The 26,765-nt window shown below is 63.1% G+C and carries 20 protein-coding genes; 7 read left to right on the forward strand and 13 right to left on the reverse strand.

Features of this window, described 5'->3' with window-relative positions; translation table 11 throughout:
- The first annotated feature begins 8 nt into the window (after nt 1-8).
- Complete coding sequence (locus AB8717_RS21710) at nt 9-2,138, forward strand: Sip1-related alpha-galactosidase (protein ID WP_443751126.1); 2,130 nt, start codon at nt 9-11, stop codon at nt 2,136-2,138.
- Nucleotides 2,139-2,140: 2 nt separating this feature from the next.
- Here AB8717_RS21710 and AB8717_RS21715 read toward each other — a convergent pair whose 3' ends face one another.
- The 3 genes from AB8717_RS21715 to AB8717_RS21725 form a co-directional block, all read right to left on the reverse strand.
- On the reverse strand, nt 2,141-3,865 hold the full coding sequence (locus AB8717_RS21715) for a glycoside hydrolase family 43 protein (protein ID WP_443751127.1): 1,725 nt from the start codon (nt 3,863-3,865) through the stop codon (nt 2,141-2,143).
- Nucleotides 3,866-3,945: 80 nt separating this feature from the next.
- The gene (locus AB8717_RS21720; RefSeq protein WP_443751128.1) at nt 3,946-4,962 is read right to left on the reverse strand and encodes a hypothetical protein; all 1,017 of its coding nucleotides are present in this window, start codon (nt 4,960-4,962) and stop codon (nt 3,946-3,948) included.
- A gap of 86 nt (nt 4,963-5,048) precedes the next feature.
- A complete protein-coding gene (locus AB8717_RS21725) occupies nt 5,049-8,624 on the reverse strand; it encodes a carboxypeptidase regulatory-like domain-containing protein (RefSeq protein WP_443751129.1) in 3,576 nt (1,191 codons plus the stop codon).
- Nucleotides 8,625-8,940: 316 nt separating this feature from the next.
- Here AB8717_RS21725 and AB8717_RS21730 point away from each other — a divergent pair, with 316 nt between their 5' ends.
- Complete coding sequence (locus AB8717_RS21730) at nt 8,941-9,102, forward strand: DUF6496 domain-containing protein (RefSeq protein ID WP_443751130.1); 162 nt, start codon at nt 8,941-8,943, stop codon at nt 9,100-9,102.
- 72 nt (nt 9,103-9,174) lie between these two features.
- On the opposite strand, the gene cyoD is transcribed toward AB8717_RS21730, so the two are convergent.
- From cyoD to cyoA, 4 genes are read right to left on the reverse strand one after another with little or no spacing between them, the layout of a single operon-like run.
- Nucleotides 9,175-9,573 (reverse strand): cytochrome o ubiquinol oxidase subunit IV, encoded by a 399-nt coding sequence (gene cyoD / locus AB8717_RS21735; RefSeq protein ID WP_443751131.1) that lies wholly within the window; start codon nt 9,571-9,573, stop codon nt 9,175-9,177.
- Nucleotides 9,573-10,229, reverse strand: a complete 657-nt coding sequence (gene cyoC, locus AB8717_RS21740) for a cytochrome o ubiquinol oxidase subunit III (RefSeq protein WP_443751132.1) — start codon at nt 10,227-10,229, stop codon at nt 9,573-9,575. Before cyoC ends, cyoD begins: the two co-directional genes overlap by 1 nt.
- A complete protein-coding gene (cyoB, locus tag AB8717_RS21745) occupies nt 10,229-12,220 on the reverse strand; it encodes a cytochrome o ubiquinol oxidase subunit I (RefSeq protein WP_443751429.1) in 1,992 nt (663 codons plus the stop codon). The genes cyoC and cyoB overlap by 1 nt, the downstream gene beginning before the upstream one ends.
- 38 nt (nt 12,221-12,258) lie before the next feature.
- Complete coding sequence (gene cyoA / locus AB8717_RS21750; protein WP_443751133.1) at nt 12,259-13,134, reverse strand: ubiquinol oxidase subunit II; 876 nt, start codon at nt 13,132-13,134, stop codon at nt 12,259-12,261.
- Between the two features lie 486 nt (nt 13,135-13,620).
- On the opposite strand from cyoA, the gene AB8717_RS21755 reads away from it, so the two are divergent.
- The 3 genes from AB8717_RS21755 to AB8717_RS21765 all read left to right on the forward strand — a co-directional run bounded on the left by AB8717_RS21755 (nt 13,621) and on the right by AB8717_RS21765 (nt 17,493).
- The gene (locus AB8717_RS21755; protein WP_443751134.1) at nt 13,621-14,079 is read left to right on the forward strand and encodes a hypothetical protein; all 459 of its coding nucleotides are present in this window, start codon (nt 13,621-13,623) and stop codon (nt 14,077-14,079) included.
- A gap of 74 nt (nt 14,080-14,153) precedes the next feature.
- Nucleotides 14,154-15,977, forward strand: a complete 1,824-nt coding sequence (locus AB8717_RS21760; protein WP_443751135.1) for a tetratricopeptide repeat protein — start codon at nt 14,154-14,156, stop codon at nt 15,975-15,977.
- Nucleotides 15,967-17,493 (forward strand): tetratricopeptide repeat protein, encoded by a 1,527-nt coding sequence (locus tag AB8717_RS21765; protein WP_443751136.1) that lies wholly within the window; start codon nt 15,967-15,969, stop codon nt 17,491-17,493. The genes AB8717_RS21760 and AB8717_RS21765 overlap by 11 nt, the downstream gene beginning before the upstream one ends.
- Here AB8717_RS21765 and AB8717_RS21770 read toward each other — a convergent pair.
- Complete coding sequence (locus tag AB8717_RS21770) at nt 17,467-20,532, reverse strand: transcriptional regulator (RefSeq protein ID WP_443751137.1); 3,066 nt, start codon at nt 20,530-20,532, stop codon at nt 17,467-17,469. The genes AB8717_RS21765 and AB8717_RS21770 overlap by 27 nt on opposite strands.
- Before the next feature lie 155 nt (nt 20,533-20,687).
- Between AB8717_RS21770 and AB8717_RS21775 the strand changes: the two genes are divergently transcribed.
- A complete protein-coding gene (locus AB8717_RS21775) occupies nt 20,688-20,939 on the forward strand; it encodes a hypothetical protein (RefSeq protein WP_443751138.1) in 252 nt (83 codons plus the stop codon).
- 164 nt (nt 20,940-21,103) lie between these two features.
- Here the strand turns inward: AB8717_RS21775 and AB8717_RS21780 are convergent, their stop codons facing one another.
- From AB8717_RS21780 to AB8717_RS21800, 5 genes are all read right to left on the reverse strand, one after another.
- Nucleotides 21,104-21,277 (reverse strand): hypothetical protein, encoded by a 174-nt coding sequence (locus AB8717_RS21780; protein WP_443751139.1) that lies wholly within the window; start codon nt 21,275-21,277, stop codon nt 21,104-21,106.
- Between the two features lie 11 nt (nt 21,278-21,288).
- Nucleotides 21,289-21,525, reverse strand: coding sequence for a hypothetical protein (locus AB8717_RS21785; RefSeq protein WP_443751140.1), 237 nt, complete (start codon nt 21,523-21,525; stop codon nt 21,289-21,291).
- A gap of 142 nt (nt 21,526-21,667) precedes the next feature.
- Nucleotides 21,668-22,627 carry a substrate-binding domain-containing protein gene (locus AB8717_RS21790; protein WP_443751141.1) on the reverse strand — a complete coding sequence of 320 codons (960 nt, stop codon included), beginning with the start codon at nt 22,625-22,627 and terminating at the stop codon, nt 21,668-21,670.
- Nucleotides 22,628-22,637: 10 nt separating this feature from the next.
- Entirely contained in the window at nt 22,638-24,323 is a 1,686-nt protein-coding gene (locus tag AB8717_RS21795; RefSeq protein ID WP_443751142.1) for a methyl-accepting chemotaxis protein, read from the reverse strand.
- 486 nt (nt 24,324-24,809) lie between these two features.
- Complete coding sequence (locus AB8717_RS21800; protein WP_443751143.1) at nt 24,810-25,049, reverse strand: hypothetical protein; 240 nt, start codon at nt 25,047-25,049, stop codon at nt 24,810-24,812.
- A 630-nt stretch (nt 25,050-25,679) separates the two neighbouring features.
- On the opposite strand from AB8717_RS21800, the gene AB8717_RS21805 reads away from it, so the two are divergent.
- Nucleotides 25,680-26,705 carry an IS110 family transposase gene (locus AB8717_RS21805; protein ID WP_443747245.1) on the forward strand — a complete coding sequence of 342 codons (1,026 nt, stop codon included), beginning with the start codon at nt 25,680-25,682 and terminating at the stop codon, nt 26,703-26,705.
- Nucleotides 26,706-26,765: the final 60 nt, after the last annotated feature.

Raw genomic sequence — 26,765 nt, forward strand, 5'->3', positions numbered from 1 at the left:
GCCCTGCCATGTTACGCCGTGACGTCCTCGTTGCCCTGTCGGCCGGCCTGCTGGCGCCCCCTGCCCTGTCCGCGCCGCGAAAGGCGACCCAACCGCGTTTCCGGTTCGCGGGCGCCGAGCGGTTGACCGGCCTGTCGGTCCACGCCAGCGAAACCGTTCCCGGCCTGGCCGTAAAAGCGACGCGCGGCGCGAAAGGCACGACGCTGCTGTCGCTGGCCGCCGGCAATGCGCGCACCTTTCCGTCCAGCCTGACCCTGGGCCTGAGTTTCGCCGGCGCGCCCGGCTTCAGGCAAGGCCTCGCCTTCTGGCGTTACGCGCCGTGGAAGTCCTGGACCAAGCCGATGGCCATGACGCGCTGGGGCGACGCGCAGGCCGACGACATCCAGTGCGCCTACTGGCAGTATGGCGACGGCGTCTATGGCGTGGCCCTGCCCCTGGGGGGCAACGGCTTCCGCGCGACGCTGGGCAAGACAGGAAACGGTTTCGGCACCGTCTGTTCGGCGCTGGCGCCCACGCGTATTCGGGGCCCGCTGCCCCAGGTCGCCATCGGCTTCGGCCGCGATCTTTACGCCGTGATGGCCGACATCTTCGAAGACGCCATGACGATGCTGGGCAGCCCTGAAAACCTGCGCCGCAAGAAGAGCTTGCCCGAAGCCCTGACCTGGCTCGGCTGGAACACGTGGAACGCGTCCAACCTCGGCCACGACCTGTCGGCCGCCTGGGTGCTCGACCAGGTCGACATTATCCGCAAGGCCGGCGCGCCGATCCGCACCGTCGTGCTCGACGACGGCCATTTCCAGGCGCGCGACAGCCGGCTGCAATCGCAGGCGCCCGATCCGGTCAAATTCCCGGGCGGGTTCAAACCCGTGGTCGATGCCTTGCTCAACGACCATGGCCTGAAGCACGTCGGCCTGTGGCACGCCTTCAACGCCTACTGGAACGGTATCGATCCGGAGTCGGACCTCGGACGTAGCCTCACGGGCAAGCTGTTCCAGTGGACGCAGAAGCCGTCGCCGATCGACACGTCCGGCACGACCGTGACCTACAGCTTTCTCAAGCCCGACCCGGCCCTGCTCGACGGCTATTTCGACGCCTATCACGCCCGGCTGGCCGCCGCCGGCTTTACCTTGATCAAGGTCGACAACCAGCTGGTGGCCGAGCGCATGGCCCGCGACAACTATCCCGTCTGGGACCTCGCCACCGCGCTGCACGGCGCGCTCAATCGCGGCGCCAAGCTTCATTTCGGCAATGCCATGATCAACTGCATGGACATGACCAACGACGCCTTCCTCAATTTCGGCACGTCGCCGGTGGCGCGCTCGGTCGAGGACTATTTTCCGTACAAGCCCACCGAAGGCTACGACCTCCAGGAAGGCAATGCGGCGGCGCATGTGCTTCAGGCCATGTATAACGCCCTCTATTTCGGCGAGATGGTCTTTCCCGACTTCGACATGTTCGAATCGACCAATCCGAATGCCCGCCTGCACGCCGCCGTCCGCGCCGCCAACTGCGCCCCCATCTACGTCACCGACAAGGCCGGGCAGCACGACGTGGCCTTGCTCAAGGCGCTGGTCGATGCCGAGGGCCGGACGTTACGCGCCGATACGCCGCTGCGTCCGGTGGCCGACTGCCTGTTCCAGATCCAGGCGCCGAAGCTGTTCAAGGCGTCGTCGCGCGTCGGCGACGGCGCTCTGCTGCTGCTCGCCAATCTGGCGGATACCCACGACCTTTCGGGCGAGGCGCGCCTGTCCGAAGTCACCGGTCTGCCGCGCGGCGATTATGCCGCCTACACCCACTACGGGCGAACGGCGATGCGGCCGGGGTGGACCGAAGCCATCCACGCCGCCTTCGCGCGTTTCCGGCACGACCTGATCCGTATCGCGCCCATACGCCATGGCCGGGCCGTGCTGGGGCTGGCGGAGAAGCTCAACGGCCTGGCCTCGGTGCGCGACGTCGTTCACTCGGCGTCCGGTGTCATGTTAACGGCGGCCGATCAAGGCACCCTGCTCGTCTGGTCGGAGACGCCACCGCAGTCGGTGACGGTCGACGGCAAGGCCTCGGCCTTCACCATCGATGATCACCTCGTGCGGATCGCTTTGACCGATGGCCCGCGCACCTATCACGTCGGAATTGCGTAGTCCTATTTTTCGATATGGAAGCTGTCGAAGGCAGCATAGCCGACGCGCGTCGAGACGTTCGACGGCGTGCCGGACGGGCTTTGCGCGAACAGGCCGATCTGCGCGCCCACCCAGCGCGACGGCTGGCTGACGAAACCGTCGCCGAGCGGCGTCCAGGTCTTGCCGTCGAGGCTGTAGCTGAAGGTCACCTTCGCGTGGGTTTCCTGACGCATGGCCGGCCAGACAACTGGGTATCCGGCGGGAGGCTCAACCGGCGTGACAACGGGTGTCAAACTGGCTTTCAACCACACTTCACCCGTTACTTTTCCGGGGGCGACGACCTTGGCTTCCGGGCCATTCCTGTCGGCGCCGATCCGCGTGACCTGCTCGACGACGACGCCATCCTTGGTGTTTTCGAGGCCGATAAAACCGTAGTTATAACCGAACAGGACAAGCCCTGCCCGCTCGCCTTCCCATTTCGCATTGAGCGTCATCTTCGTCACGGCCGAGAAGACCGTATTGGGCAGTTTCTGCGTCAGCGTGTTCCCCGCCTCATACAGATTGGCCGAGGACGAGACCGACTTCAGACGCAGCCAGCCCGGTTGCGAGGTCGTGTCGGCCCAGTCTTCACCGGGATTGGCGTTCCATTGCCAGGCTTGATTGAAGCCACGGTCGAAGTCGTCGTCGCTGACCGGCACAGAAACGGGCTGCGGCGCCGTTTTCGGCTTGCGGAACGTCAGGACCGGCTGACCATAAACCTTGCCCTTCTGGCGCACGCCGATGACGGGCCAGCCGTCCTTCCATTGCATGGGCTCCAGCCAGACGCGGCGGCCGTAAGAGTCGGTGTCCTGGAAGTGGAGGAACCAATCCTCGCCCGAGGCCGTGTCGACCCAGGCCCCCTGGTGCGGACCGTTGGCGCCCGGCGTCGCGCCCTGGTCCATGACGTTGCGCGCCTCGTACGGCCCGGTGATCGCCTTCGACCGGAAGACCGCCTGCCAGCCGTTCTTCACGCCGCCGCCCGGCGCGAAGATGTAGTAGAACCCGTCGCGCTTGTAGATTTTCGGCCCTTCGATGGTGAACCACGGCGCGGGCCCCAGCGACGTCTCGACCGGTGCCAGCGTCTTGCCGTCGACTAGGATCTGTTCGGGGCCTTGCGTGTGTGTTCCGTCGGCGTTGAGGCGCTTCAACACGACCTGGTTGTTGCGCCCGCCCGAGCGCGAGGCAGCGTAGGCATGGACCAGCCACGCGGTGCCGTCGTCGTCCCAGAAGGGACAGGGGTCGATGGCGCCCTTGCTGTCGTCGACCAGGACGGGTTTGCTCCACGGTCCCTTGGGGTCGGCCGCGCTGACGACGAAGATGCCGAAGTCGGGATCGGGGTAATAGATCAGGTAGCGGCCGTTATGGTAACGGATGGCCGGCGCCCACACCCCGCCGCCGCGCCGGGGCGTGCGGAAATGGTCTTCGGGCGGTACGGCATCGAGCGCGTGACCGATGATCTCCCAGTTGACCAGATCCCTCGAATGCAGGATCGGCAGGCCCGGCACGTTCACGAAGGACGACGACACAAGGTAATAGTCGTCGCCGACCCGGATGGCGTCGGGATCGGAATAGTCGCCGTTGAGCACGGGGTTTTGATAGGTGCCGTCGCCGCGATCGGGCACCCAGGCGCCGGGCGCCGGGGTTTCGGCCAGGGCGTGCCCGGCTATGAGCAGCCCTATCGTCATCGCAGCGACGCTAAAACGCACCATGTCTTCCTCACCCTTTTGTCTGAGTTTCGGAGAGTCTTAGAGGATGCGCAAACCCTGTGCAAGCAGGCAGGTAACCGGTATCAGCTATCGCCCATCACCACGGCGTAGAGGTCCTTGACCTTGCCCGAGGTAACGTCGGTGACGCTGACCCCGGCCGAGTTGACGACGGCGTCGGTCGACTGCGTCCAGGCGTCGGCGACCATGTCACGCAGGTCCGACGCGCCGCGTCCCAATAGCGTCGCGAGGTATTCGGCGCCGACGTTCGAGTCCGGTTTGAAGGCGCCCGTCTTCTCCAGCTTGTAGAGCGGCACCACCTGCGTCCAGTTGCGCTTCAGCCGCGCGGCAATGCACGATTCCTGTGTGCCCGCGCACGATGTCAGCGGCGAGACGCGGTCATGCACCATGGCCTGGGTGACATGGTCGTGGACATAGGGCCCTTCGACGGGCCAATGGACGTGCTCGGTCGTGAAGCCGTCCGGGTTCGGGAGGTCGCCCCAGCCGTCGTAGTGGATCGAGACATGCATGGGCTGGGTGGCATCGCCGGCATAGTGCGACAGGATGCCGATATCGCGCAGTGTCAGGTCCTGGCGGCGGCGCAGGGCCTCCTTCAGGTCGGCCAGCTTCGGCTTGTCTTTCTCTTTCGCAATCGCCAGGTCGATGACGCGCATCACGCCGAAATCCTTGCGTACCTGCGCCCAGGCATCGGACAGGCTGTAATAGAGATGGCCGGCCTTGATCGGGTCGCCGCCGTGGGCGCGCACCGCCGCGTCATAGTCGGAATGGGTCGCCGGCATGTTGCCGAGATCCGTGCCCGCCAGCGTCAGGCCGGTGTCGTCGAGGCGCATCAGGTGCGCCGGGTCGCGCTCGGCGTCGTGGATGGCGCCGGCCTTGCGCCAGATATCGGGTTCCCGCGAGAACTGCCCGACGTCCTTGATCGACTGCACGCGATACAGAAACGCCGGCAGGCCCTTCGGCAAGGCGCGCATAGCCTCCTCGCCAACCAGACGGTGGCCGGTGTCGCCCCAGGCAAAAGCCTCATGGGATGCAAACGCACCGGACGCCAGGGCCAGGGACAGGATCAGCGAACGGAAACGCATGGATATCTCCTCGGATACAGGGACGTATCACAAAAAAGGAGCGCCGGGGTACGGCGCTCCTCCGTTTTTTCGCCGCGAGGCGGAGGTTAGAAGCTGTATTTCAGGCCGAACATGACGGCGTAGAGGGTCGCCGCCTGATTGACGCTGAGGGTGGTCGCCGTCGTCGAGACGCTGGAGAACTGATAGCCGACGCAGGTCGGGTCGCTCTTGGCGACGACGGTACCCGAAGCATTGGTACAGCCGACCTTGTACATCTGCGCGCCCTGGCGGCCGTCATTGCCGGCGGCGCCATATTCGGCAACGACGCCCCACTTCTTGTTCAGCAGGTTGCCGAGGTTGAAGATGTCCATGGTGAAGACGACCTTGTGGCCGTCGAACCAGGGCAGAGGCACGTCCTGGGCCAGGTGCAGGTCCCAGCGCTTGACGTCGGGGTTGCGGGCCTGACCCTTGCCGACGATGCCCGGTTGCAGGCCGAACTTGCTGACGATCTTCTGGAAGTTGGCCAGGTCGGTCGTCGTGGCGAAGTAGACCGGTACGTTGCCCGTCATGAAGCCAAGGCCGCCCGAACCGGCGATCGGCGTGTCGGTCTGCGGGATGAAGGCCAGCTGGTTGTTCGAGACCACGCCGAAGACCTGGCCGCGCACGGTCGCGCTCGAGGAGTAGAGGTCGGCCATGTAGAAGTTGACCGGACGGCCTTCGTGCATGTCGCCGAACAGGTTGATGCGCGTCTCGAAGCCCTTGACCAGCTCGGTCTTGTAATAGGCATTGACCTTGAAGCCGGTGCGGACTTCGTAGCTCGACTTGCCCTTGGTGGGAGCGTTCGGGTCTTCCAGGCTGAACTGGTCGCCGTAGGACGAACCCGCGCAGCAGTCGGTGGTGGCGAATTCCGGCAGGCCGCCGTACTGGTCGGTCGCCTGGTGCGTCAGCGCCGCCGAGAGGTCCAGGTGATCATGGCTGGTCAACAGACGGACATTGTCGAACGACTGCTGGACCGACAGGGCGACAGTCGAGCTGGTCGACTGGACGTCCGGGTTGTAGGCCTGGACGTCGTAACCCGAACCCGGGTTCGCCAGATCATACATGTTCGAGCCGTCGGCGTTCTTGGCGACGTCGAGGCCGGCCGTCGTACGGGCGGTGAAGATCGACTGGTTCTGGGCGTCGAGGGTCGCCGTGGACGGTACGGTCGCGTTTACGACCAGGCCGTCGTAACGGATACGGCCGTCGGGCGTATATTGCTGCACACCGTTCACGGTCAGCTTGCGCGCCCGGACGTCGCGGAAGGCCAGTCCGACATTGCTGCGCACGAAGACGCCGTCGAGACCCAATGTCGTGCCCGTCGGCAGGCGCCAGTGGCCGGCGAAGTTCAACTTCCAGTCCGACGGCATCTTGAAGTCGGCGGACAGGGTGTTGGTCGACGCTACGCGGATGACGGTCGGGTTGAACAGGTAGGAGGCCGCCGCCGCCGGCACCGTGGTGATGAAGCCGGCGTCCGACTTGTTGAGGTTCATCAGCGACAGGATGGTCGCGTCGTTGGCCAGGTAGGTGCTGCCCGAGTTGATTTCCTTGAAGCCGGTCGTATTGCCCGAGCCATCGACCTGGCGCTGGACGGTGAAGCCGGCCGTCAGGATGCCCGTATTGCCGAAACGGTTCGAGATGAAGACGTCCGGCAGGCCGCCCGTATAGAGGCCGAAGCTGCCCGACGCGTCCAGCGTGTTGTCGTCGCTGTGCCACTTGAGGCCCAGGCGCGGCTCAACAACGTTCAGACCGTCGTAATTGCCCTGGTTCGAATAGCCGTTGCGCGCCGTGAAGCTGGGGTTCAGCGCCGGCTTGTCATGCTGCGTCCAGAAGTCGTAGCGCAGGCCGTAGTTCAGCGTCGTGTTGGCGAACGGATCGAAGGTGTCCTGCAGGAACAGGGTGTGGTTGATGTAGTCGAAATTGGCCGGCGTCTTCGACAGGTCGCCGCCCGGATCGTTGTTGTACGACAGCTGGTTGACCTTGCCGTTGGCGAAGTCGGCCTGGTTGTCGAAGTAGTAGACGCCGTTGGCGGCCTGGACGAACAGGTTGTAGACGTGGATTTGCTTGCCCTGGTAACCGCCCTTGATCGAGTGGTCGCCCAGGCGGTAGATGCCGACGAACGACGCCGAATTGTTGGTCGTCTTCAGCACGTTGGCCTGGCGGAACTGGTCCGGGCCGAAGTTGATCGACAGGCGGCCCGACGTACACGCGGTCGCCGTCGCGACGCCGACCCCAGCCGGGTCGGTACAGTAGTTGATGGCGGCGAAGCCCTGGCCTTCCGGCGGCGTCTGGCCGCGCTGGTAATTGCGCCAGGCGATGCGGGCCTCGGTCGAGAACTGGTCGGTCCAGCGCGAGTTCAGCTGGATGGCGTAGTTGTCCTCGTTTTCAGGCTGGGTGTACCAGGCCGTGTTGTAGTTGGCCGTGTTGAGCGACGGCGAACCCTTCCACAGGAACGAATAGGCATGACGGTAGGTCGCCGACAGGCGCTGGCCGTCCATGATGTTCCAGTCGATCTTGATCGAGTACTTCTCGTCCTTGAACTCGGTCGTCAGCGGGATCGCGCCGGGGGCCAGCTTCGACGAAGCGGCATAGGTCGACCACGGCTGCAGCAGGGTGTCGAGGTCGGACTGGCTGACCGCCGCGTTGCCGATGGTGGCCAGCGAGGTGCCGAAGCCGCCGCCGGCCGGACCGGTGCCCACGATCGACGCCGAGGTGTACTTTTCATACGACGTCGCGAAGAACAGGCGGTCCTTCAGGATCGGGCCCGAGAAGAAGAAGCCGTAGTTCTTGTCCGGCACGTACAGGCTGACGCGGTTGGCGGTGTGCGTGTCCGGGTGATAGAGCTGGTTTCCGTTCCACGCCTTGTCGCGCAGGTAGGTGAAGGCCGAGCCATGGAAGCTGTTGGTGCCTGAACGCAGGACCAGGTTCAGCGCGCCGCCGGTGAAATCGCCTTCTTCGACGTCGGCCGGAACGGCCTGGACGGTCATCTGCTCGACGGCCTCGAGCGAGATCGGGCCAAGATTGGTCGACAGGCCGCCGGTGTTGAGGCCGAAATCGTCGCTGGACTTGACGCCGTCGATCGTGATGCGGTTGGCGCGCGGCGCCGAACCGGCGATGTAGAGGCCGCCCGACGGCCCCGTGCCGCGCGTGGCGGCGTCGAGCTGGGTCAGCGGGTCGCGGCGCGCCGCTTCGCGGATGTCGCGCTTGTAGGTGACGACGTTGTCGATGGCTTCGCGGCCGAGGCGCGTGCGCGAACCCGGATTGGCCAGGGTGGTGCGCTTGCCCTTGACGATGACCGTCTGGGTCGAGGTTTCCAGCGCCACGTCGAGTTTCTGCTGGTCGCCCAGCGTGAGGTAGACGTCGCCCGTCTTGCTGTCACTGTAGCCGCCGGAGGCGACATCGATCTCGTAAGGGCCGCCGACCTTAAGGCCCGTCAGCTGATAATTGCCGTCCTTGTCGGTGCGGGTGACTTCGCGCGTGCCGGTCGGCGTGTGGATGACCGTGACGGTCGCACCGGCGACGGGCTTGCCCGCCGAATCGGTGACCACGCCGCGCAGGGCGGCGGTCGTTTGCTGGGCGTAGACCGCCGGGGCCGAAGCCGCCAGAAGCGCGAAAGCCGCCGCGCCCATCATATATTTGTTGAACATCGAAATCCCCATCATCCCGCCAAACCGGCAGAGGTTTTGCCGCCTGTAATGGTGGCATTTGAAATTAGTGTGACAGTCGCAATAGGTTACAATGTTTCGCCGCCAACTTTACTGCGGTGCGATGATTTTGCCACAAACGGGGCGAACCATTCCCTTAAAAACCACCAAAAAGCGGCGTAGCAGTTGTATTTCGGTGCGTTTGAAATGCTGCGACGCAACATTTTTTCTTGACCTTAGGTCAGCCTGAAAGGCCCGCATGGCTTCCTTGCGCGCCCTCGCCTATCCTGCGCGCGCTGGGGAAAACAGGAGTTATCCCATGCCGAAAGAATCAGCCGGCCAGAAGAACAAGGTCGAAAAGGTCATGCACGAGTACAAGGAAGGCGACCTGAAGAGCGGCAGCGGCGCCAAGGTCACGTCGCATGACCAGGCCGTCGCCATCGCGCTGCGCGAGGCGCACGTGCCGAAGAAGGGCGCATAAGAAAAGCCGGCCGCGTGACACGGCCGGCTTCCTGTATTTTGAAAAATTCCAACGGTCATTAGACCGTTGGCGTCAGTCTATCGGCATCATGCCGGGCATCATGTTGTGGTTCATATGGTACATGACCCACAAGGTGCCGACGATCACGATGAAGACGATGATCAGCGCGCAGACGAAGGCTGCATTGTTCCAGATGTGGCTGGGCGACGTGTTCATGTGCAGGAAGTAGACGAGGTGCACGACGATCTGCACCAGGCCGATGCCGATGATCACAGGGATCAGGGTGGCGACCGGCAAGACATGCAGCATGGTCAGGGCGAACGGCACAGCCGTCAGCACGACCGACAGGGCGAAGCCGATCAGGTACGACTTGACCGAGCCGTGGCCGCCTTCGTGGTGGGCATGGGCCAGTTCGGCATGGGTCTGGTCGGTGGCCACCGGCTTGACATGATTGGACGTTTTAGAGCTCATCAGGCGGCTCCCATCAGATAGACGATCGTGAAGACACCGATCCAGATGATGTCGAGAAAGTGCCAGAACAGGCTGAGGCACATCAGGCGGATGCGGTTCTGCGGGGTAAGTCCACGTTTGAACAGGTGCACAAACATGGCCCCCATCCAGATCAGGCCCGACGTCACGTGCAGGCCGTGCGTTCCGACAAGCGTAAAGAAGGCCGACAGGAAAGCCGAACGGTTGGGACCGTTGCCTTCGGCGATCAGCTTCATGAACTCATGGATTTCCATGCCCATGAAGCCCAGGCCGCACAGGCCGGTCAGGGCCAGCCAGGTCAGCGTGCCCTTCAGCTTGTTGGCTTCCATGCTGATCATGGCCAGGCCGTAGGTCAGGGACGAGATCAGCAGCAGCGCCGTTTCGACCGCCACGTATGGCAGGTCGAACAGCTCGCGGCCGTTGGGACCGCCGGCCGTGCCGTCCTTCAGCACCGCATAGCCCGCGAACACCGACGCGAACAGGATGCAGTCGCTCATCAGGTAGATCCAGAAGCCAAGCGTGACTTTCGGACCTTCGTCGTGATGGTCGCCCGCGTGATGGTGGTCGTGCGGGTTATGGTCGTAGGCGGAATCGAGTTCCTTTTTCAGCCCGTCGACGGGCCCGGAAACGCTGCTCATCAGGCGGCATCCTTCTTGTTGGCAGCGGTGAGCTTGGCGAAATAGGCGTCTTCGATCGCCTTCACCTCTTCGGGCTGCACGTAATAGTCGCGGTCTTCATTGAAGGTATGGACGATGCCGAGGCCGATCATGACCAGCAGGGCGCCGCCGGCCATCCACCAGATGTGCCAGATCAGACCGAAGCCCAGGCCGACGCTGACGATCCCGATCAGGAAGCCGGTCGGCGTGTTGCGCGGCATGTGGATGGGCTCGTAGGTCTTCGGACGGGGATGCCCCTCGCCGCGCTGCTTGGCGTCCCAGAAGGCGTCGTGATTGCCGACTTCCGGCACGACGGCGAAGTTGTAGAAGGGCGGCGGCGAAGACGTCGCCCATTCCAGGGTGCGCGCGTCCCAGGGATCACCGGTGACGTCGCGAAGCTCGTCGCGCTTCCAGATCGAATAGGCGATCTGCGCTACCTGCGCCAGGATGCCGACGAAGATGATCAGCGCGCCGACCATGGCGACGATCAGGTAGACGTGCCAGACGGGGTTGTTCATGTAGTCGAGGCGGCGCGTCATGCCCATCAGGCCCAGCGCATAGAGCGGCATGAAGGCGATATAGAAGCCGACCAGCCAGCACCAGAAGCTGACCTTGCCCAGGCCTTCGTGCAGGCGGAAACCGAAGGCCTTGGGGAACCAGTAGTTCAGGCCGGCGATGCAGCCGAAGACCACGCCGCCGATGATGACGTTGTGGAAGTGGGCGATCAGGAAGACCGAGTTGTGCAGGACGAAGTCGGCGCCCGGCACGGCCAGCAGCACGCCCGTCATGCCGCCGATGACGAAGGTGATGATGAAACCGGTCGTCCACAGCATCGGCACTTCGAAGCGCACACGGCCGCGGAACATCGTGAACAGCCAGTTGAAGATCTTCACACCCGTCGGGATCGAGATGATCATCGTCGTGATGCCGAAGAAGGCGTTGACGTTGGCGCCGGCGCCCATGGTGAAGAAGTGGTGCAGCCACACCATGAAGGACAGCAGGCAGATGCACATGGTGGCGTAGACCATGCCGTCGTAACCGAACAGGCGCTTGCCCGAGAAGGTCGGCACGATTTCCGAGAAGATGCCGAAGGCGGGCAGGACCAGAATATAGACTTCCGGGTGACCCCAGGCCCAGATGAGGTTGACGTACATCATCGGGTTGCCGCCGGCTTCGTTGGTGAAGAAGTGCATGCCGAAGTAGCGGTCGAGACCCAGCATGGCCAGCGTCACGGTCAGGATCGGGAAGGCCGCGATGATCAGGATGTTGGCGGCCAGCGTCGTCCAGGTGAAGATCGGCATGCGCATCAGCGTCATGCCCGGCGCGCGCATCTTGAAGATGGTCGTGACCAGGTTCACCCCGGACAGCAGCGTGCCGAGACCCGAGATCTGCAATGCCCACAGGTAATAGTCGACGCCGACGCCCGGCGAATAGGCGATTTCCGACAGCGGCGGATAGGCCAGCCAGCCGGTATGGGCGAATTCGCCGACGACCAGCGAGACGTTGACCAGGATGGCGCCCGCGGCCGTCAGCCAGAAGCTCATCGAGTTCAGGTACGGGAAGGCGACGTCGCGCGCGCCGATCTGCAGCGGCATGACGACGTTCATCAGGCCGACGACGAACGGCATGGCCATGAAGAAGATCATGATGACGCCGTGCGCGGTGAAGATCTGGTCGAAGTGTTCGGGCGGCAGGTAGCCGTGGCCGCCGCCGGATGCCAGGGCTTGCTGCGTACGCATCATCAGCGCGTCGGCAAAGCCGCGCAGCAGCATGATCAGCGCCAGGATGATATACATGGCCCCGATCTTCTTGTGGTCGACCGAGGTCAGCCACTCGGTCCACAGGTACTTCCATTGCTTGAAGTAGGTGATGAGGCCGAAGACGAGGAGCGCGCCGCCGACCATGCCGGCGCCGGCGACCATGATGATCGGCTCGTGCCACGGCACCGAGTCGATGCCGAGCTTACCGGTCAGGAGATTTTCAGGATAGATCTTTGCGGGGTGCATGATTTTCAGCTCTTGCGTTCGGTCTTGGTGGCCTTCTTGCACTGCTCGGCGGACATGGACTTGACCATGGCCATCTTCATACCGTCGTCGGTGCAGGGGGCGGAGCCGTCGGCGCACTTGTTGAGAACGCGATGGAAAAGGGTGGGGTCGACGCTGCCGTAATAGCTTGCCGGCAGGTCCTGGCTGCGCTTCGACAGCTGGGCATAGCCGGCCAAGTCGAGGCTGTTGGCGGAGGTCCTGGCCTTGGCGATCCAGGCGTCGAAACCGGCCTGGTCCATGGCGCGCGCCGTGAACTTCATCCCGGCGAAGCCTTCGCCGGAATAGTTGGTCGACATGCCTTCATAATCACCGGCGGCATCGGCGCGCAGGTTCAGCTGCGTTTCCATGCCGGTCATGGTGTAGATCTGGCTGCCTAGCTGCGGAATGAAAAAGGCGTTCATCACGCTGGCAGACGTCAGCTTGAAGTGCACGGGCGTGCCCACCGGCAAAGCCAGTTCGTTGACCGAAGCGACGCCATAGTCCGGATAGATAAAGAGCCATTTCCAATCGAGCGAAACGACTTCGACCTCGACGGGTTTGGCGTTCGCGGCGGTGGCCGCAACGGCCTTGCCCGGATCCAGCGTATGGGTCGACACCCAGGTCACGGCGCCCAGCGCCAGGATGATCAGGCACGGAATGGCCCAGACGACGGCCTCGATACGGTTGGAATGTTCGAAATCGGGGGCGTAGGTCGCCTTGGTGTTCGAGGCGCGGTACTTCCAGGCAAAGGCGACCGTCATGACGATAACCGGAATGACCGGGATCAGCATCAGCGCGACCGCGAGCAGGATCAGGTCTTTTTCGCTGGCGCCGACGGGACCCTTGGGGTCCATCACGGCCATTTTACATCCGGACAAAAGAAGCCCGGCGGCGGCCATCAGGCCAGCCATGGTGGCGGGCTTTATTGTGCGCCGCAGCATTTTCGACGCGGAGATACCCCCCGCGGAATGGATCGAGGAGGTCATGTCTTCCGAACTGTAATCTTGATGACGCACTATTGGAAACCCAGAGCACACAAAGAAGTTAACGCGCTCCGCCCTGCCGGGACGCTACTTATTTTTTGTGTCCTAAACAGGATTTTGGTCACGCTCGCAAGCGGCAGAATGTCGCACTGCCGCATTATTTTTTCGCACGTGCGTATAAAAACGAGGTTATCAGGCACCGCCCACGGACCGGAAAGCTTTGAAAGAACGATGTTTTTTGACGTAACAGAACGATATTTTCAGCAAAAAGGTGTTGAATCCTCGCAGTTTCGATGTAACCATCGGTCAAATTGACGCACCCGTTAAAAATTGCGTCGTTTCAAAGTCATGAGTTTGGGAGGCTCTATGCCTGTGATCGAGATGAACCCGCGAGTCTATCAATTCGGTCCGATCGTGAAGACCCTGGTGACCCTGGCCGCCCTGGCCCTGGTCGTTATCGGCGTCGCCGGCGTGATGCAGGCCTACACCCATCTGCACGGCGTCGCGGCGCAGTTCGGCGGTTGCGTCCTGTCCATGATCCCGATCGCGGTGGCGCTGTTCGGCGCGCCGATCGTCTGGCGCTGCAAGCTGACCCTCCATGAAGACCGCCTCGAATACAACGGCCTGATGATCGACCGCGTCATCCGCAAGACCGATGTGATCAACGCGCTGGGCCAGCAGGAACAGACCGGCATGTTCTCGATCTTCCTGACTCTCGCCAGCCAGCCGTTCAAGTCGCTGCACATCGCGGTGCTCGGCCGCATGGACGACACGATCAGCCGCTGGGTCGACGGCCTGCCGCACATTCGCCAGCCGCAGCGTTAACTAAGGCGTTAATCTTTAGACGCTGTTAAGCGAATCCCATCACCATAGGCTCCGCAATATGCGGAGCCTTTTTCATGTCCACGCCCTCATCTTTCCAGAAACCGCCTGTTTCTGATCTGAAGCGCAGCGCGGCCATGCCGTTCGAGCCCGCCAAGGCCGCCGTAAATCCCGCCGCCCAGATCATGGGCGATTCCGCGTCGTCCGAAGCCCTGCGTATCCTCCAGGCCCACACCGAAACCATCAAGCGCGCCGATACGCTGGCCTTCCTGCGCGACGCTCTGTTGGCCTTCAAGGCCGGCAACTGGGAAAAGGGCGGCGAAATGGCGCTGAAAGCGCTGCACGTCGACGAAAAGTGCGGCGACGCCTGGCACTACCTCGCCGTGGCGCGCGAAAAGCTCGGCGACCTCGCCACCGCCCTGACCTGCTACGAAAGCGCCCATAAGCTGATGCCGGACAATGCCGCGATCATCAATGATCTCGGCCGCCTCGCCTACCGCCTCGATCTCAACGACCTGGCGGAAAAATTCTTCCTGCGCTTCATCGAGATGAGCCCCGGCCACGTCGAAGCCGTCAACAACCTGGCCAGCGTCTGGCGCGAGGGCAATCGCCTCGACGACGCCGTCGAGCTGTTGCGCGGCGCCATCCAGCTGACGCCCGACAGCGCCCAGCTGTGGAATGCGCTCGGCACGGTGGTCAATGCGCGCGGGGACCTTACCAATTCCGTCATCTTCTATACCGAGGCCCTGCGCCACGATCCCCGCCACGTTCATGCCCATTACAATCTCGGCAATGCCCAGTGCAATCTCGGCCAGTTCGACGAGGGCCGCGACCACCTGATGACGGCGCTGCCGATCTTCGCCGACGCCATCAACATCCATACCTGCAAGCTGTCGATCGCCTTCTCGTATCTGGCCGCCGGCGACCTCGTTCCCGGCTGGGACTGGTACAAGGCGCGCGACAAGGACGGCACCGACGAGAACATGCAGTACCTGATCGACCGGCCGCAATGGCAGCCGGGCGACAGTCTTGCGGGCAAGCGCCTGTTCCTGTCGGCCGAACAGGGCCTGGGCGACGAAATCATGTTCGCCGGCATCCTGCCCGATCTGCTCGATGAGGTCGGTCCGGAGGGACATGTAACGATCGGCGTCGAGCCACGCCTGGTGTCGCTGTTCGCGCGGTCCTTCCCGCAATGCACGGTAACGCGCCACCACACCACGCGATACAGGACCCGGCCCGTGCGGCTGTTCCCCGACATGGAAGACTGGTCGCAGGTCGATGCCTGGGCGACGATGGGCCAGTTCCTGCCGCGCTACCGCACGCAGGTCTCCGATTTCGACCAGCCGGCCTTCCTCAAGGCCGATCCGGAACGCGTGGCCTACTGGAAGGCACAGCTGGCCGAGCTGAACGACCAGCCCAAGGTCGGCCTGTTGTGGAAGTCGCTGATCAAGCACTCGCGCCGCGACCGCTACTATTCGCCCTTCAGCCAATGGCAGGAGGTCCTGTCGGTCCCGGGCGTGCAGTTCATCAATCTCCAGTACGGCGATACCACCGAGGAAATGGAACAGGCGGCCGCGCTCGGTCTCGACATCTGGACGCCACCCGACATCGATCTCAAACAGGACCTCGACGACCTGGCGGCACTGACCGCCGCGCTCGACTGCGTGCTTGGCCCGGCCAACGCCACCAGCAATATCGCCGGCGCCGTCGGCACCGAAATCTGGATCGTTTCCCAGGCCCACGCCTGGAACAGCCTCGGTACCGACCGCTTCCCGTGGTATCCGAAGTCCAGGGTCTTCTTCTCTCCGTCGATGACCGACTGGACCGAGGTCATGGGCGCGGTCAAGGCCGCCGTCGAGGACCGGTTCGCGCCGGGACTGTTCGACAACCGTGTCGCGTGATGCCGACGCCTGGCGCCGGAAGGCCAGGGCCTTCCAGGCGCGGGGCGACCTGCCCGCCGCGCTCGACGCCTGCCAGACCGCGCTGGGCCTCGATCCCGCCTCCCATGAAACCGTCCACCTCCTGGCCGACATAGCCTTCCGCATCGGCCAGTTCGACATGGCCGCGAAATTCTATGCCCACCTGCTGGCCCAGGGCGATCATGACCCGCTGACCGTGCGCGCCTATGCCGAGGCCTTGCGAGAATCCGGCCAGGTCGATGCCGCCATCGACCTCCTGAAACCGACCCTTGCCGCCAACCCGACGCTTGCGCCGCTTTGGGAAACGCTTGGAACGACCATGGTCGCCAAGGGCGACCGGCCGACCGCCCTGATCTTCCTCGATGAAGCCTTGCGCCTCGATCCCGGCAATCTTAACGCCCGCTTCCATCGCGGCGCCGTGCGCTTCGACGAAGGCGATGTCCGGGGTGCGCTCGATGACGTGACGACGTGCGCCAAGGGTTTCAAGGACGCAGGCAACCGCGCCTCGGCGGAGCTGACCGCCGCGCACATGGCGCTCGGCACCGGCGATCTTTCAGCCGGCTGGCGCTGGTACGAAGGCCGGCACAAGCGGGGCACCCTGGGCGAGGTCGATTACGTCACGCGCCTGCCGCGCTGGAAAGGCGGCCCCCTCTCCGGCAAACGCCTGTTCATCAGCGCCGAACAGGGGCTGGGCGACGAGGTTTTGTTCGCGTCGCTGCTGCCAGATATTCTGATGGACATCGGCGACGGCCATGCCGGTCTTGCCGTCGAACCGCGTCTTGTGCCGCTGTTCCAGCGCAGCTTTCCGGATGTGACCGTGATGGCGCACAAGACGCAGACGGTCGACGGGCGGATCCGCCGGACCTTCCCGGACCTGAAGGCGAGGGATTACGACGCCTGGGCGCTCCTCGGCGATTTCCTGCCGCTCTATCGCGGCGGCATCGACGCCTTCCCTGCCCGCGACCGTTTCCTGACGCCCGATCCGGACCGCATCGCGCACTGGCGCGACCAGCTTGCAAAGCTCGGCCCCCAGCCCAAGGTCGGCATCCTGTGGAAAAGCCTGAAATCGACCGAACTGCGCGACCGTTATTTCTCTCCGTTCGCCCAATGGCGCGATGTGCTGACCGTGCCCGGCATCCACTTCATCAATGTGCAGTACGGCGACACCGCCGCCGAGATGGCCGAAGCGAAGGCCGCCGGGCTGACCGTCACGACGCCGCAAGGCATCGATCTGAAGGACGATCTCGACGACCTGGCGGCCCTGACCGCCACGCTCGATCTGGTCGTGGGGCCAGCCAACGCCACCAGCAATATCGCGGCCGCCGTGGGCACGCCGATCTGGATGCTGATGCCGCCGCGCGCCTGGCTGATGCTCGGCCGCGACGACTACCTGTGGTATCCCAAGGCGCGGACCTTCGTCGCGCCGCGCTTCGGCGACTGGGCGCCGGCCCTGGCCGAAATGAAGGCGGCTCTAGCTTCCGCCGGTCAGGCGCTGTAACGCGGCCTGGTAGTTGGCGATCTGGCTGGTCAGGTAGGCCGGAACCTGCCCCGACGTATTGCCGGTCTTGGTCGAACTGGAACTGCTCTGCGGATCGCCGTATTTCAGGTAGGTATAGACCTTCTGCACATTGGCCATGGTCGCCTTGAGCGCGGTGATCGCCGCCGTGATGTTTTCCGGTGAGTTGAGATTGAGCGCGCCGTTGAAGCTGAGCCCCATCTCCTTCTTCGATGTCAGGTAGTCGTTCGACGACGCGTCCATGGTATTGTTGGCGGCGTTGCTGACCAGGCCGGCCGACAAGCCCAGCCCCTTCAGCGCATCCTGGCCGGCGCCGCCGGCGATGAACTCCATCTCGCTGGTCGGGTTGGACGGCTTGATCTCCAGCTGGTCGAGCGGCTTGCCCAGCACCTTCGTCGTATCCACCGTCAGATTGTATTCCGAGGCCCGCTCGATCTTCTTGGCCAGGGTCGCCATGGTCTCGGTGGGATCGATGGTGATCTTGGTCTTCACGCCGGTGCCCGGATCCTGCATGTAGAAATAGTCGCCGGCACGCACGCTGGTGCTGGCGGTGATGAGATTGGAATCGGTTTCCACCACCGTGCCCTGCGGCAGGCCCAGCGCGTCGAGCACCGAAGATCCGCCGGAATTGACCGCGATGCCGCCGACATTGACCGTGCCGTCGGTGCCCGACCAGCGCTTCTGCGACACCACCTGCCCGCTGGCGACGTCGAGTTGCGCCAGATAGCCGTCCTGTTTGCCGATCTTGGTCGTGTCCGCGATATCGCCGGTCGTCTGGCCGGCGATCCAGGCGGTCCCGCCGGTAAAGCTGACCTGGGCGTTCTTTTCCTGGCCGGTGCCGCCGTAATAGGCGACCGTGTCGCCCGCCGTCTTGGTAAGGTCGGTATCGACCGACAAGGCAAAGGCGTCGAACCCGCCGGAATAGGCGCGCGTGACCGTGGCCTGTGACCCGAGCAGGGTCCCAGATCCGGAAGAGCCGCCAAGATAGAGCTTGCCGTTCGACACCGACATGCCGGAAATCTCGCCGCCGCCGAGACCGCCCAGGGACCGCGATCCGATTTCCACCGGCTTGCCCGACGACACGTCGTAGGATGTCAGCACGGTGTCGTTGTTCTGGGTCGAGGCGACGTACAGCGTATTGCCGTCGGTGACCATCTTCTGCGTGTAGTCGGTGCCCGACGTGCCGAACTGCTGGGTGAACATCAGCTTGCCCTGCGCGGAAAAGCCGCTGACATAGGCGTCGGTGCCGCCGCTGGCCTGGCCATCGGCGCCGGGGATTTTCGACGCCGTCTTGCCGCCGACATAGACGGTGTCGTTGGCGCCGAAGGTTACGCTGGTGCCCTGGTCCTGGGCGGAGGCGACATAGCGCTGCGTCCATTGTTCGACGCCGGACGCATCGTACATTGTGACGAAAGTGTCGGCCGTGGTGGCGTCCGGTCCCGACAGCGGCGCCGTCGAAGCCGCAATGCCTGTGGCGACCGGCAGGCCGTACTTGTTGAGCGTGGTCGAGGCGTTGTCGATATTGAGCGCGCCGGTCACCGAGCCGGTGACGGCGACCTTGCCGTCCGCCGACACAGCCAGCGCATAGCCCGAAGCCGACTGGGAGGCGCCGAGCGTCCGCGTATAGACCAGATGCCCGGCGGAATCGTACTTCATAAGCGCAACATCCTGGTTGCCCTGGATGTCCTGGCCGTTGACCTGCGCGTTGACATTGGCCAGCACGTAGACGCTGCCGTCGGGACCGGCGGCGGTCGCCAGGGCGTCGTTGACCGTGTTGGTGCTTTGGGTCGTACCCTTGGTGACGTCCGCGACGGCCGACGACAGCTTGGTCTGTGCTATTTCACCGTCGACCGAATAGGTGGATCCGACCTTGGCCGTCGCGTCGGGGAACGTTCCGGTGGCATCGGCATCGGTCTGGAATTTCATCAGTTGCGATGTCACGTCGGTGCCGTCACCGGTCGTGGTTGCGGAGGTCGAAGTCGATGAGGCCGTCGAGGTCGTGGACGTCGTCGATGACGACGAGGACGAAGACGTCGCCGGAGTCTTGGTGGGATCGCCGGTCGATTGCGCCACGAAGACGGAATCAGCGCTTGCGGCGGCGCTGAAGGTCGCGGTCTCATAACTGACGCCGTTGATCTGCAAACCGAAGCTTGGCCGGCCTTCCGACAGGGTCACGGTCTTGCCGTTGACGGTTTCGGTGGTCGGGACCGCGGCGGTCGTGTGGACGGCGAAGCGCGTGCTGACGCCGGCGTCCTTCAGCTTCGAATTCATGTAACTGACGACGTTCGACATGGAACGGGTCTGCGTCCCCATTTCCGACAGGTCGAAATTGATAACGTAAGGCGTGGCGGTGCCGACGCGCTGGACCGTCATCGAGAACTTCACGGCGCCGTCGAAGGCCTTGACCGCGTCGCTCGTCGTGCCCTGGTGCAGGTCGGGCCCGACATAGGTTGTATTGGTGCGCGCCGCGCCGTCGGTATTCTTGAGGTCGCTGGTCAGCGTTCCAGCGGTCAGGTCGACATGGTCGAACTTGGACGTGTCGATATAGTCGGAGACCTGGCTGATCCCTTGCAGGAACCGGCGTTGATAGGATTGCAGCTGGTAGGACGACACGTTCTTGGCCTGGGCGGCCTCGGCGATGCCTTCGAGCGCGTTCAGGCCTTCGTAGAGGGTGAACAGCTTGGAGTAGTCGGGCGATTCCTGCAGGACGCTTGAGGTGACCAGACCGGAGTTGATGAAGCTCTGGCCTTCCATGACGTTGTTGACCAGGGTGCTGACCGGTGGGGCGACGCTGTCGTCGATCCACGGCGCGGTCGGCGCGTCGGCCTGGCCGGTAGGCGAATTGGTCTTGGTGCTGGAGGTTCCGCCGGACGCAGCGGCGCCCGATGTCGCGCTCGACGCCTGGCCGGTGACGCCGGCCCTGGCGGAATAATAGCTGTTGAGCAGATCGGTATCGATTCCGGTGGATCCTGACGATCCTCCGAACAGGGACAGGGCAATCGACGAGTCGAACGCGTTCATCTCGCGCTCCTAATCAACAGTGGCCCAGCACCGCTTAGTGTAGTCCGATCTGCTAAAGAAACGTTAAACGGCAGGCGCCGAAACCTGTGAAAGGCAGTGCTTTTTTATGGGCTTCGGCGGGAAAATCGGGGTCTCACACACCGGGAGAGACGCCTATGGATACCGTTGCCGATACCGCCGCCGACACCGGCACACCCATTCAGGACCCTTACGTCTGGAAGGCGACCGATGCGACGCCCGACGCGGTGCGCAAGGCCGACGCCGCCAAGCCCCTTACCCGATTGACCGATGCCATTCCGATGTCGAACGGCTTTCTGGGCGACGTCCTGGTCGCCGGCCTGGTCGGGGCGGCGATTGCGGTGACGCTGGCCTATGTCAACCAGCCCCGCCGGCGTCGCTGGGCGTAAACCCGCCGAATCATCGGGGGATCACACACCAAAAACGCCCGGCTTCGCAAGGAGCCGGGCGTTTTGTATTCCCGAAGGATCAGGATGATGGCTCCGAAGCCAACAGCGTCTGCAAGCGCGACTGCCTCGCCCGAGCGAATGCGAGGAGGCTTGCGCCGCCTGCCCTAATAGGTGCTGGGCGGATCGCTGGCCGGGAAGGTGCTGTCGACCATGGAATCGACCTGGCCGTCGTCGAGGTTGTCGCGCAGCTGGCGTTCGTGGCGCTTGGCGGTCTTGTGCGGCGTGGTGCGGAAAAAGCCGTTCCAGAAGCCGGTGACGAAAGACGTAAGGGTGTTCATGGCGCTTCCTTTCAAACTTCGCGGTCGGGAAGATACCTGGCCGCGACCAGACGGGCCCGCGCGGCGCGCACCGGCGGCAGGAAGGACAGAAGTCCGGCCGCCAGAATGGCTGCGATAAGCAGGAAGAGCAGGAGCGTGAAATCGCGCGGCATCACGACCCCGACAATCAGGGTCAGAAGGGCTGCCGCCAGCGCAGGCGAAAAGAGAATGAATTCGTCGCGCAGGAATTTGTATGTACGCTTGGTCACTGTTTGCTCCACCCATTGAACCCGTTGGGTACTGCAAACACTATGCCGCAAGGGCGCGTCAGGGCGCGCCATGTGTCACGACGGCAAAAAATCAGAATCCAGACAAGAAGGTTAACGGTGTTATTTCAGCAAAATACCGAAACTACTTCGACGCGGTCTGAGCCGCCGGCTGCATGTAGGAGTCGACATTGGTCGGGATGATCAGCTCGTACGGCACCCAGTCGTAGAATTCCGCGTACTGCTTGTTGGCGACCTTCTTGGCGTCGACCAGCGCCTGGGCGGCCTGGGCCCGGGCGTTTTGCAGGAAGGACAATGTCAGATAGCCGCTCTTGATCGCTTCCAGCGCGTCGGGCGTGCCGTCGACGCCGGCGACCAGGATCTTGCCCGCCGGGATATTGGCCTTTTTCAGCGCGTTGATCGCACCCATGGCCATTTCGTCGTTATTGGCGAGAATCGCGTCGATCTTCTGGCCTGACGACAGCCACTGCGTGACCAGGCGTTCGCCCTCCTCGCGCTTCCAGCTACCGGTCGCTTCCTCGACCAAATGAATGCCGGGGCGCTTGGCCAGGATTTCCTTGACGCCTTGCGTGCGGTCGATAGCGGCCGGATGGCCCTCTTCGCCACGCAGGATAACGACATTGCCCGTACCGTTCAGCTTGTCGGCGATCAGGCGCATCTGCAGCCGGCCGGCAACCAGGTCGTTCGACAGCACGATCGATGCCTGGCCGTCGAACTTGTCGGCGGGCGGGCGGCGATTGAGGAAGATGATGGGAATATTGCCCTTGGCGGCCAGTTCGCCCATCTGCACGCCGGTCTTGCCGTCGACCGACAGGACGACGAAGGCATCGGCATGCTCGGCGATGGCTTCCTTGAGCTGGCTGATCTGCGTCGGGCCGTCATTGTGGGCATCGTGCATGGTGACGTCCAGATCGGGATCGTCCGCGGCCGACTTGATGACCGAGTCGCGCAGGATATCGATGAACCGGTCGCCGGACTTGGCCATCGACACGAAGACCTTGGTCTTGGCAACAGCCTGCCCTGCCGCGCAAACGCTGAGCAGGGCGATACCCACGATCGGGGCAAACAGAGCTGATTTCTTCATAACGCCCCCTTTATGCTGCACGAACCCGGTTGAGGAAGTTTTCGACCTCGCCTTTCAGGCGGTCGGATTGCTGCGACAGGACCTGAGCCGCGTCGAGCACGCGTAGCGCGCCTTCGCTCGATTCCTGGGCCGCCATGGTCACGCCGTTGATGTTCTGCGTCACTTCGATCGTGGTGCGCGACACTTCGTGGATGTTGCGCGAGATTTCGGCCGTGGTCAGTTCCTGCTGCGACACGGCCTCGGTGATGCTCGACGCGATGTCGTTCACCTCGGCGATGGTGCGTTCGATATTGCCGATTTCACCCACGGCCTGGCCGGTCGAGGCCTGCATCTTCTCGATCGAGACGCCGATGGTCGAGGTCGACTTGGCGGTCTGGTTGGCCAGCCCCTTCACTTCGCTGGCCACGACGGCGAAGCCCTTGCCGGCTTCACCCGCGCGGGCGGCTTCGATGGTGGCGTTGAGCGCCAGCAGGTTGGTCTGCTGCGCGATGGCGTTGATCAGGTCGACGACCGATTCCACTTCGGCGGCGTCCTGGCTCAGCGTGTCGATGACAGTGCGCGTACGGCCGGCCTGTTCGACGGCGGCGCCGGTGATGTCGCCGGAACGCGACACCTGCTGGCCGACCTGGCGGGCCGAAGCCGACAGTTCCTCGATGGCGGCGGCGACGCTGCGCACATTGTCGGCGGCGAGGCGGGCGCCGGTTTCGACGGCAGCCGACTGGGCGCTGGTTTCCTCGGCGGCGGCCGACAAGGTCTGGGCCGAAGCCTGCAGGTCCGAGGCCGAAGTCGATACGGCCTTGACGATATTGCCGACGGCGTCTTCGAAGTCCTGGGCCAGGCGCGTGATCTCGGCGCGGCGCTGCCGCTCCATGTCCTTTTCGAGGGCGGCCTGGCTTGAGCGCAGATCCTCGGTTTCACGCAGCTTCTCTTTAAAGACGTTGAGCGCGCCGGCCATGCCGCCGATTTCATCGGTGCGGCCGGTATCGGGCACGGTCACGTTGGTGTCGTGGTTGGCCAGGCGCAGCATGACATTGGTCATGCGCATGATCGGGCCGGAGATCGAGGCGGTCAGGGTCCAGCCGACCAGCACGCAGAACACGGTCAGCGAACCCATGGCGATCATGATCCACATGCGGGCCGACGAATTGACGCGGTTGGCCTGGGCCGACGCTTCCTGTGCCTTGCCCTGGCGATAGGTCTGCACCTTGCGCACGGCGGCATAGAAGGTCTGGCGCTCGTCGTTGAGGTCGCTCATCAGGACCTGGCCGGCTTCGGCGTTCAGGCCGGCACGGTCGAGGTCGACGACTTCTTCCTGGACGGCCAGGAAGTGCTGCCACGCCTTGCGCAGGTCGGCGGCCAGCTTGCCCTCTTCGTCGCCCGACACCATGGCGGTGTACTGGCTCCACGACTTGGAGAAGTCGCTGCGTGCCGAGGCCGATTCATGGCTGAAGGCCGTGCGCTCGTCGCCGGTGGCGTAGTGTTCCAGGAAGCTGAGCGTCGACAGCGTCTGCGACGTACGGGCAAGATCGCCCAGGGTCGAAACCGCCGCGATCTCTTTCTCGAGCTTGGTGCCGATGGCCGACACCTCGTTGAGCTTCCAGATGGAGAAGGCGCCCGTCGCGATCGACAGGACCATAAGCACACCGAAAGCGAGCGCGAACTTGGCGCGGATGGACTGCGTCACCTTAGCGATCATACACGTCTCCCGAGAAACCCTCAGACACCCCTCTGACGGAGGCATTTTGGACCCCGATGGTGAGCGGGAAAGCATAATTAACGGTTAATCGGGCTGATAAGGATTACAACTTTTGCCGCGGTTGTTTGCTATGCGTGGCCTATAAAAACCTGAGAATTCAAAACGCTTTTGTATGACATGAGCGTGTTACTGGCCCGCCGCCAGTATTGCGCGCGGCATTAACACATGCCCGCCTCGGCGCCGCCCGCCCACTCATTATATATATATAGTGCCTACGGGGCGGGGCCTTCAGCGAACAGAGGCCTATGGAAGCATCTCGGCCTTCCCCGTCTACGGCAATGCCATCACACCTGAATTTGCTCGAGCCCGTTTTGGCCCTCCCCATTTATGGGGTGAGCGAGGCAAAGTATAGCTTTCGCCCGCGAAGGGACCGCCGAAGGCGGTGGGCGGGGCTTCTTGTAGACTCAACGCGCTCACCCATGTTCATTACGGCGCGGGAAAAGCGATATCCACTGCCTCACGAGAACCAGCCGCGACATAGGGGCCGCACTCACCCAACGCCTGGACAGCCTCGGCACGCGACGCCGCATCCGCCACCACTGGCACCCCCGGCGCATCTCCGGTTTTAGCGATATTGCCCAGCGGCGAAAAATCGACGCGCAGCCTGACACCACGCGTCTCCTTGCCGGCCAGCCTGGCAACGATGACATTGATATCTGGCATCATGTCACCGCAATCCGATTCGCCAGAGCCTTAGCTGTTTGGCGGCCGGTCTATCCACGAACTTACGACAGTTAAAATAATCGACACAGAAATAGAAATTATAGTAAGAATTACGATGGCCGAGTCAGTCGAAAGTTGTGCAATAGACAAATTCGGGTCTCTGGCATATACAATAAGCGCGCCGATAATGAGGAGGCCCGACACCAATCGGGCATATGTTGCGGACCGCTTGATAAGAAGCTTGCTATCACGAAAGCTATCAACCTGGTTGTCGTCAACCCTTTTCATACTTTTAATCGACAAGGCAATTACGGCAATCGGAAGAATAATGTAGACACTACCCAATGCCGACGGCAGTCCCGGTGGAAGTAGCTCTGACAGTATCATACCGGCGAATATCAGCAACAAACCGATTACCGCAAGACATATAGATAGGGGCGTGTGCTTCCTGTTCATTCTTTACTCTCGGGGCATGGATTCGAAGCAACCTTGTCACCCATAAAATCCCTAATTGCATCGCCTGCCGGGATTTCACAATTGCCAATTTAATTTCAGGGACATGGCGTAATTGCTTTATCGTGCCATTTTTGAGGTGACGTCGTTTTTGACGCCGCCTGATGAAGGAGAATGGTCATGACCGAGTTTTATGCCGGTTTGGATGTTTCCGACAAGACAACCCATATCTGCGCTGTCGACACTGACGGTAAAGTGGCTTGGCGGGGGGTATGCGTTACTGATCCCGAGATCATCGCGACGCAGTTGAACGCGCGTTGCCCTGACCTCGTCCGCGTCGTTCTTGAGACCGGCACCTTGTCGTCGTTCCTTTATCACGGCCTTCTGGAGCGCGGTCTTCCGGTCGTCTGCATCTGCGCCCGCCATGCCAAGGGCGTCCTGTCGGTCCAGGTGAACAAGAGCGATGTCCATGACGCCGAGGGCCTGGCGCAGATGGCGCGGACCGGCTGGTTCAAGGCCGTGCATATGAAGGATAGCCAGACCCACCTCGATCGGGCGCGGCTCAAGATGCGCGAGCAAATGGTCCGGGCTCACAACACCATGGTCAACCAGATGCGCGGCTTGCTGAAACTCTTTGGCTTGCGGCTGGGCGGATCGACCACGCCCGGCATGCGTAACAAGCGTCTTGACTTCCTGTTCCGCCAGAAGCCCGAGCTGCGGGACATCTTCGCACCCATGATAACCAGCCTGACGGCGCTCGAAGCCCAGATCAAGGCGATCTCCGCGACCATCAAACGGCGAGCCCAATCCGATGCGGTGTGTGAGCGCCTGATGACGGTCCCCGGCGTCGGGCCGATCACTGCTATGACCTACATCTGTAGCATCGAAGATCCGAAACGGTTCGCGCATGGTTGCGACGCCGGCGCCTATGCAGGTCTGGCGCCGCGACGATTCCAGTCGGGGGAGCGCGATACCAAAGGCCATATCTCAAAAGCCGGAGACCGGACCTTGCGCCATGCCCTGTACGAAGCTGCAAACAACCTGCTGTGCCGCGTCAAAAGGCCGTTCGCGCTTCAAACCTGGGGCAAGGCGCTGGCGCTAGCCAAGGGCGGAAAACGCGCCCGCGTCGCTGTCGCCCGAAAACTCGCCGCCCTTCTGCACAAGCTTTGGCTGTCGGGTGAGCGTTTCGACTGGGAAGCTGCCTGAGCGCACACACCCAGTCAAAACGCCCGACGCCAAAAGGGTGATCCCGACGTAACCTGAGAG

Origin of the sequence: Asticcacaulis solisilvae (assembly GCF_052327315.1) — a bacterium.
Classification (GTDB): domain Bacteria; phylum Pseudomonadota; class Alphaproteobacteria; order Caulobacterales; family Caulobacteraceae; genus Asticcacaulis; species Asticcacaulis solisilvae_B.

Excerpts from the sequence above, each read along its gene's own strand:
- AB8717_RS21710 (WP_443751126.1), top strand. The coding sequence starts at position 9 with ATGTTACGCCGTGACGTCCTCGTTGCCCTGTCGGCCGGCCTGCTGGCG.
- AB8717_RS21715 (WP_443751127.1), bottom strand. The coding sequence starts at position 3,865 with ATGGTGCGTTTTAGCGTCGCTGCGATGACGATAGGGCTGCTCATAGCC.
- AB8717_RS21720 (WP_443751128.1), bottom strand. The coding sequence starts at position 4,962 with ATGCGTTTCCGTTCGCTGATCCTGTCCCTGGCCCTGGCGTCCGGTGCG.
- AB8717_RS21725 (WP_443751129.1), bottom strand. The coding sequence starts at position 8,624 with ATGTTCAACAAATATATGATGGGCGCGGCGGCTTTCGCGCTTCTGGCG.
- AB8717_RS21730 (WP_443751130.1), top strand. The coding sequence starts at position 8,941 with ATGCCGAAAGAATCAGCCGGCCAGAAGAACAAGGTCGAAAAGGTCATG.
- cyoD (WP_443751131.1), bottom strand. The coding sequence starts at position 9,573 with ATGAGCTCTAAAACGTCCAATCATGTCAAGCCGGTGGCCACCGACCAG.
- cyoC (WP_443751132.1), bottom strand. The coding sequence starts at position 10,229 with ATGAGCAGCGTTTCCGGGCCCGTCGACGGGCTGAAAAAGGAACTCGAT.
- cyoA (WP_443751133.1), bottom strand. The coding sequence starts at position 13,134 with ATGGCCGTGATGGACCCCAAGGGTCCCGTCGGCGCCAGCGAAAAAGAC.
- AB8717_RS21755 (WP_443751134.1), top strand. The coding sequence starts at position 13,621 with ATGCCTGTGATCGAGATGAACCCGCGAGTCTATCAATTCGGTCCGATC.
- AB8717_RS21760 (WP_443751135.1), top strand. The coding sequence starts at position 14,154 with ATGTCCACGCCCTCATCTTTCCAGAAACCGCCTGTTTCTGATCTGAAG.
- AB8717_RS21770 (WP_443751137.1), bottom strand. The coding sequence starts at position 20,532 with ATGAACGCGTTCGACTCGTCGATTGCCCTGTCCCTGTTCGGAGGATCG.
- AB8717_RS21775 (WP_443751138.1), top strand. The coding sequence starts at position 20,688 with ATGGATACCGTTGCCGATACCGCCGCCGACACCGGCACACCCATTCAG.
- AB8717_RS21780 (WP_443751139.1), bottom strand. The coding sequence starts at position 21,277 with ATGAACACCCTTACGTCTTTCGTCACCGGCTTCTGGAACGGCTTTTTC.
- AB8717_RS21790 (WP_443751141.1), bottom strand. The coding sequence starts at position 22,627 with ATGAAGAAATCAGCTCTGTTTGCCCCGATCGTGGGTATCGCCCTGCTC.
- AB8717_RS21795 (WP_443751142.1), bottom strand. The coding sequence starts at position 24,323 with ATGATCGCTAAGGTGACGCAGTCCATCCGCGCCAAGTTCGCGCTCGCT.
- AB8717_RS21800 (WP_443751143.1), bottom strand. The coding sequence starts at position 25,049 with ATGATGCCAGATATCAATGTCATCGTTGCCAGGCTGGCCGGCAAGGAG.
- AB8717_RS21805 (WP_443747245.1), top strand. The coding sequence starts at position 25,680 with ATGACCGAGTTTTATGCCGGTTTGGATGTTTCCGACAAGACAACCCAT.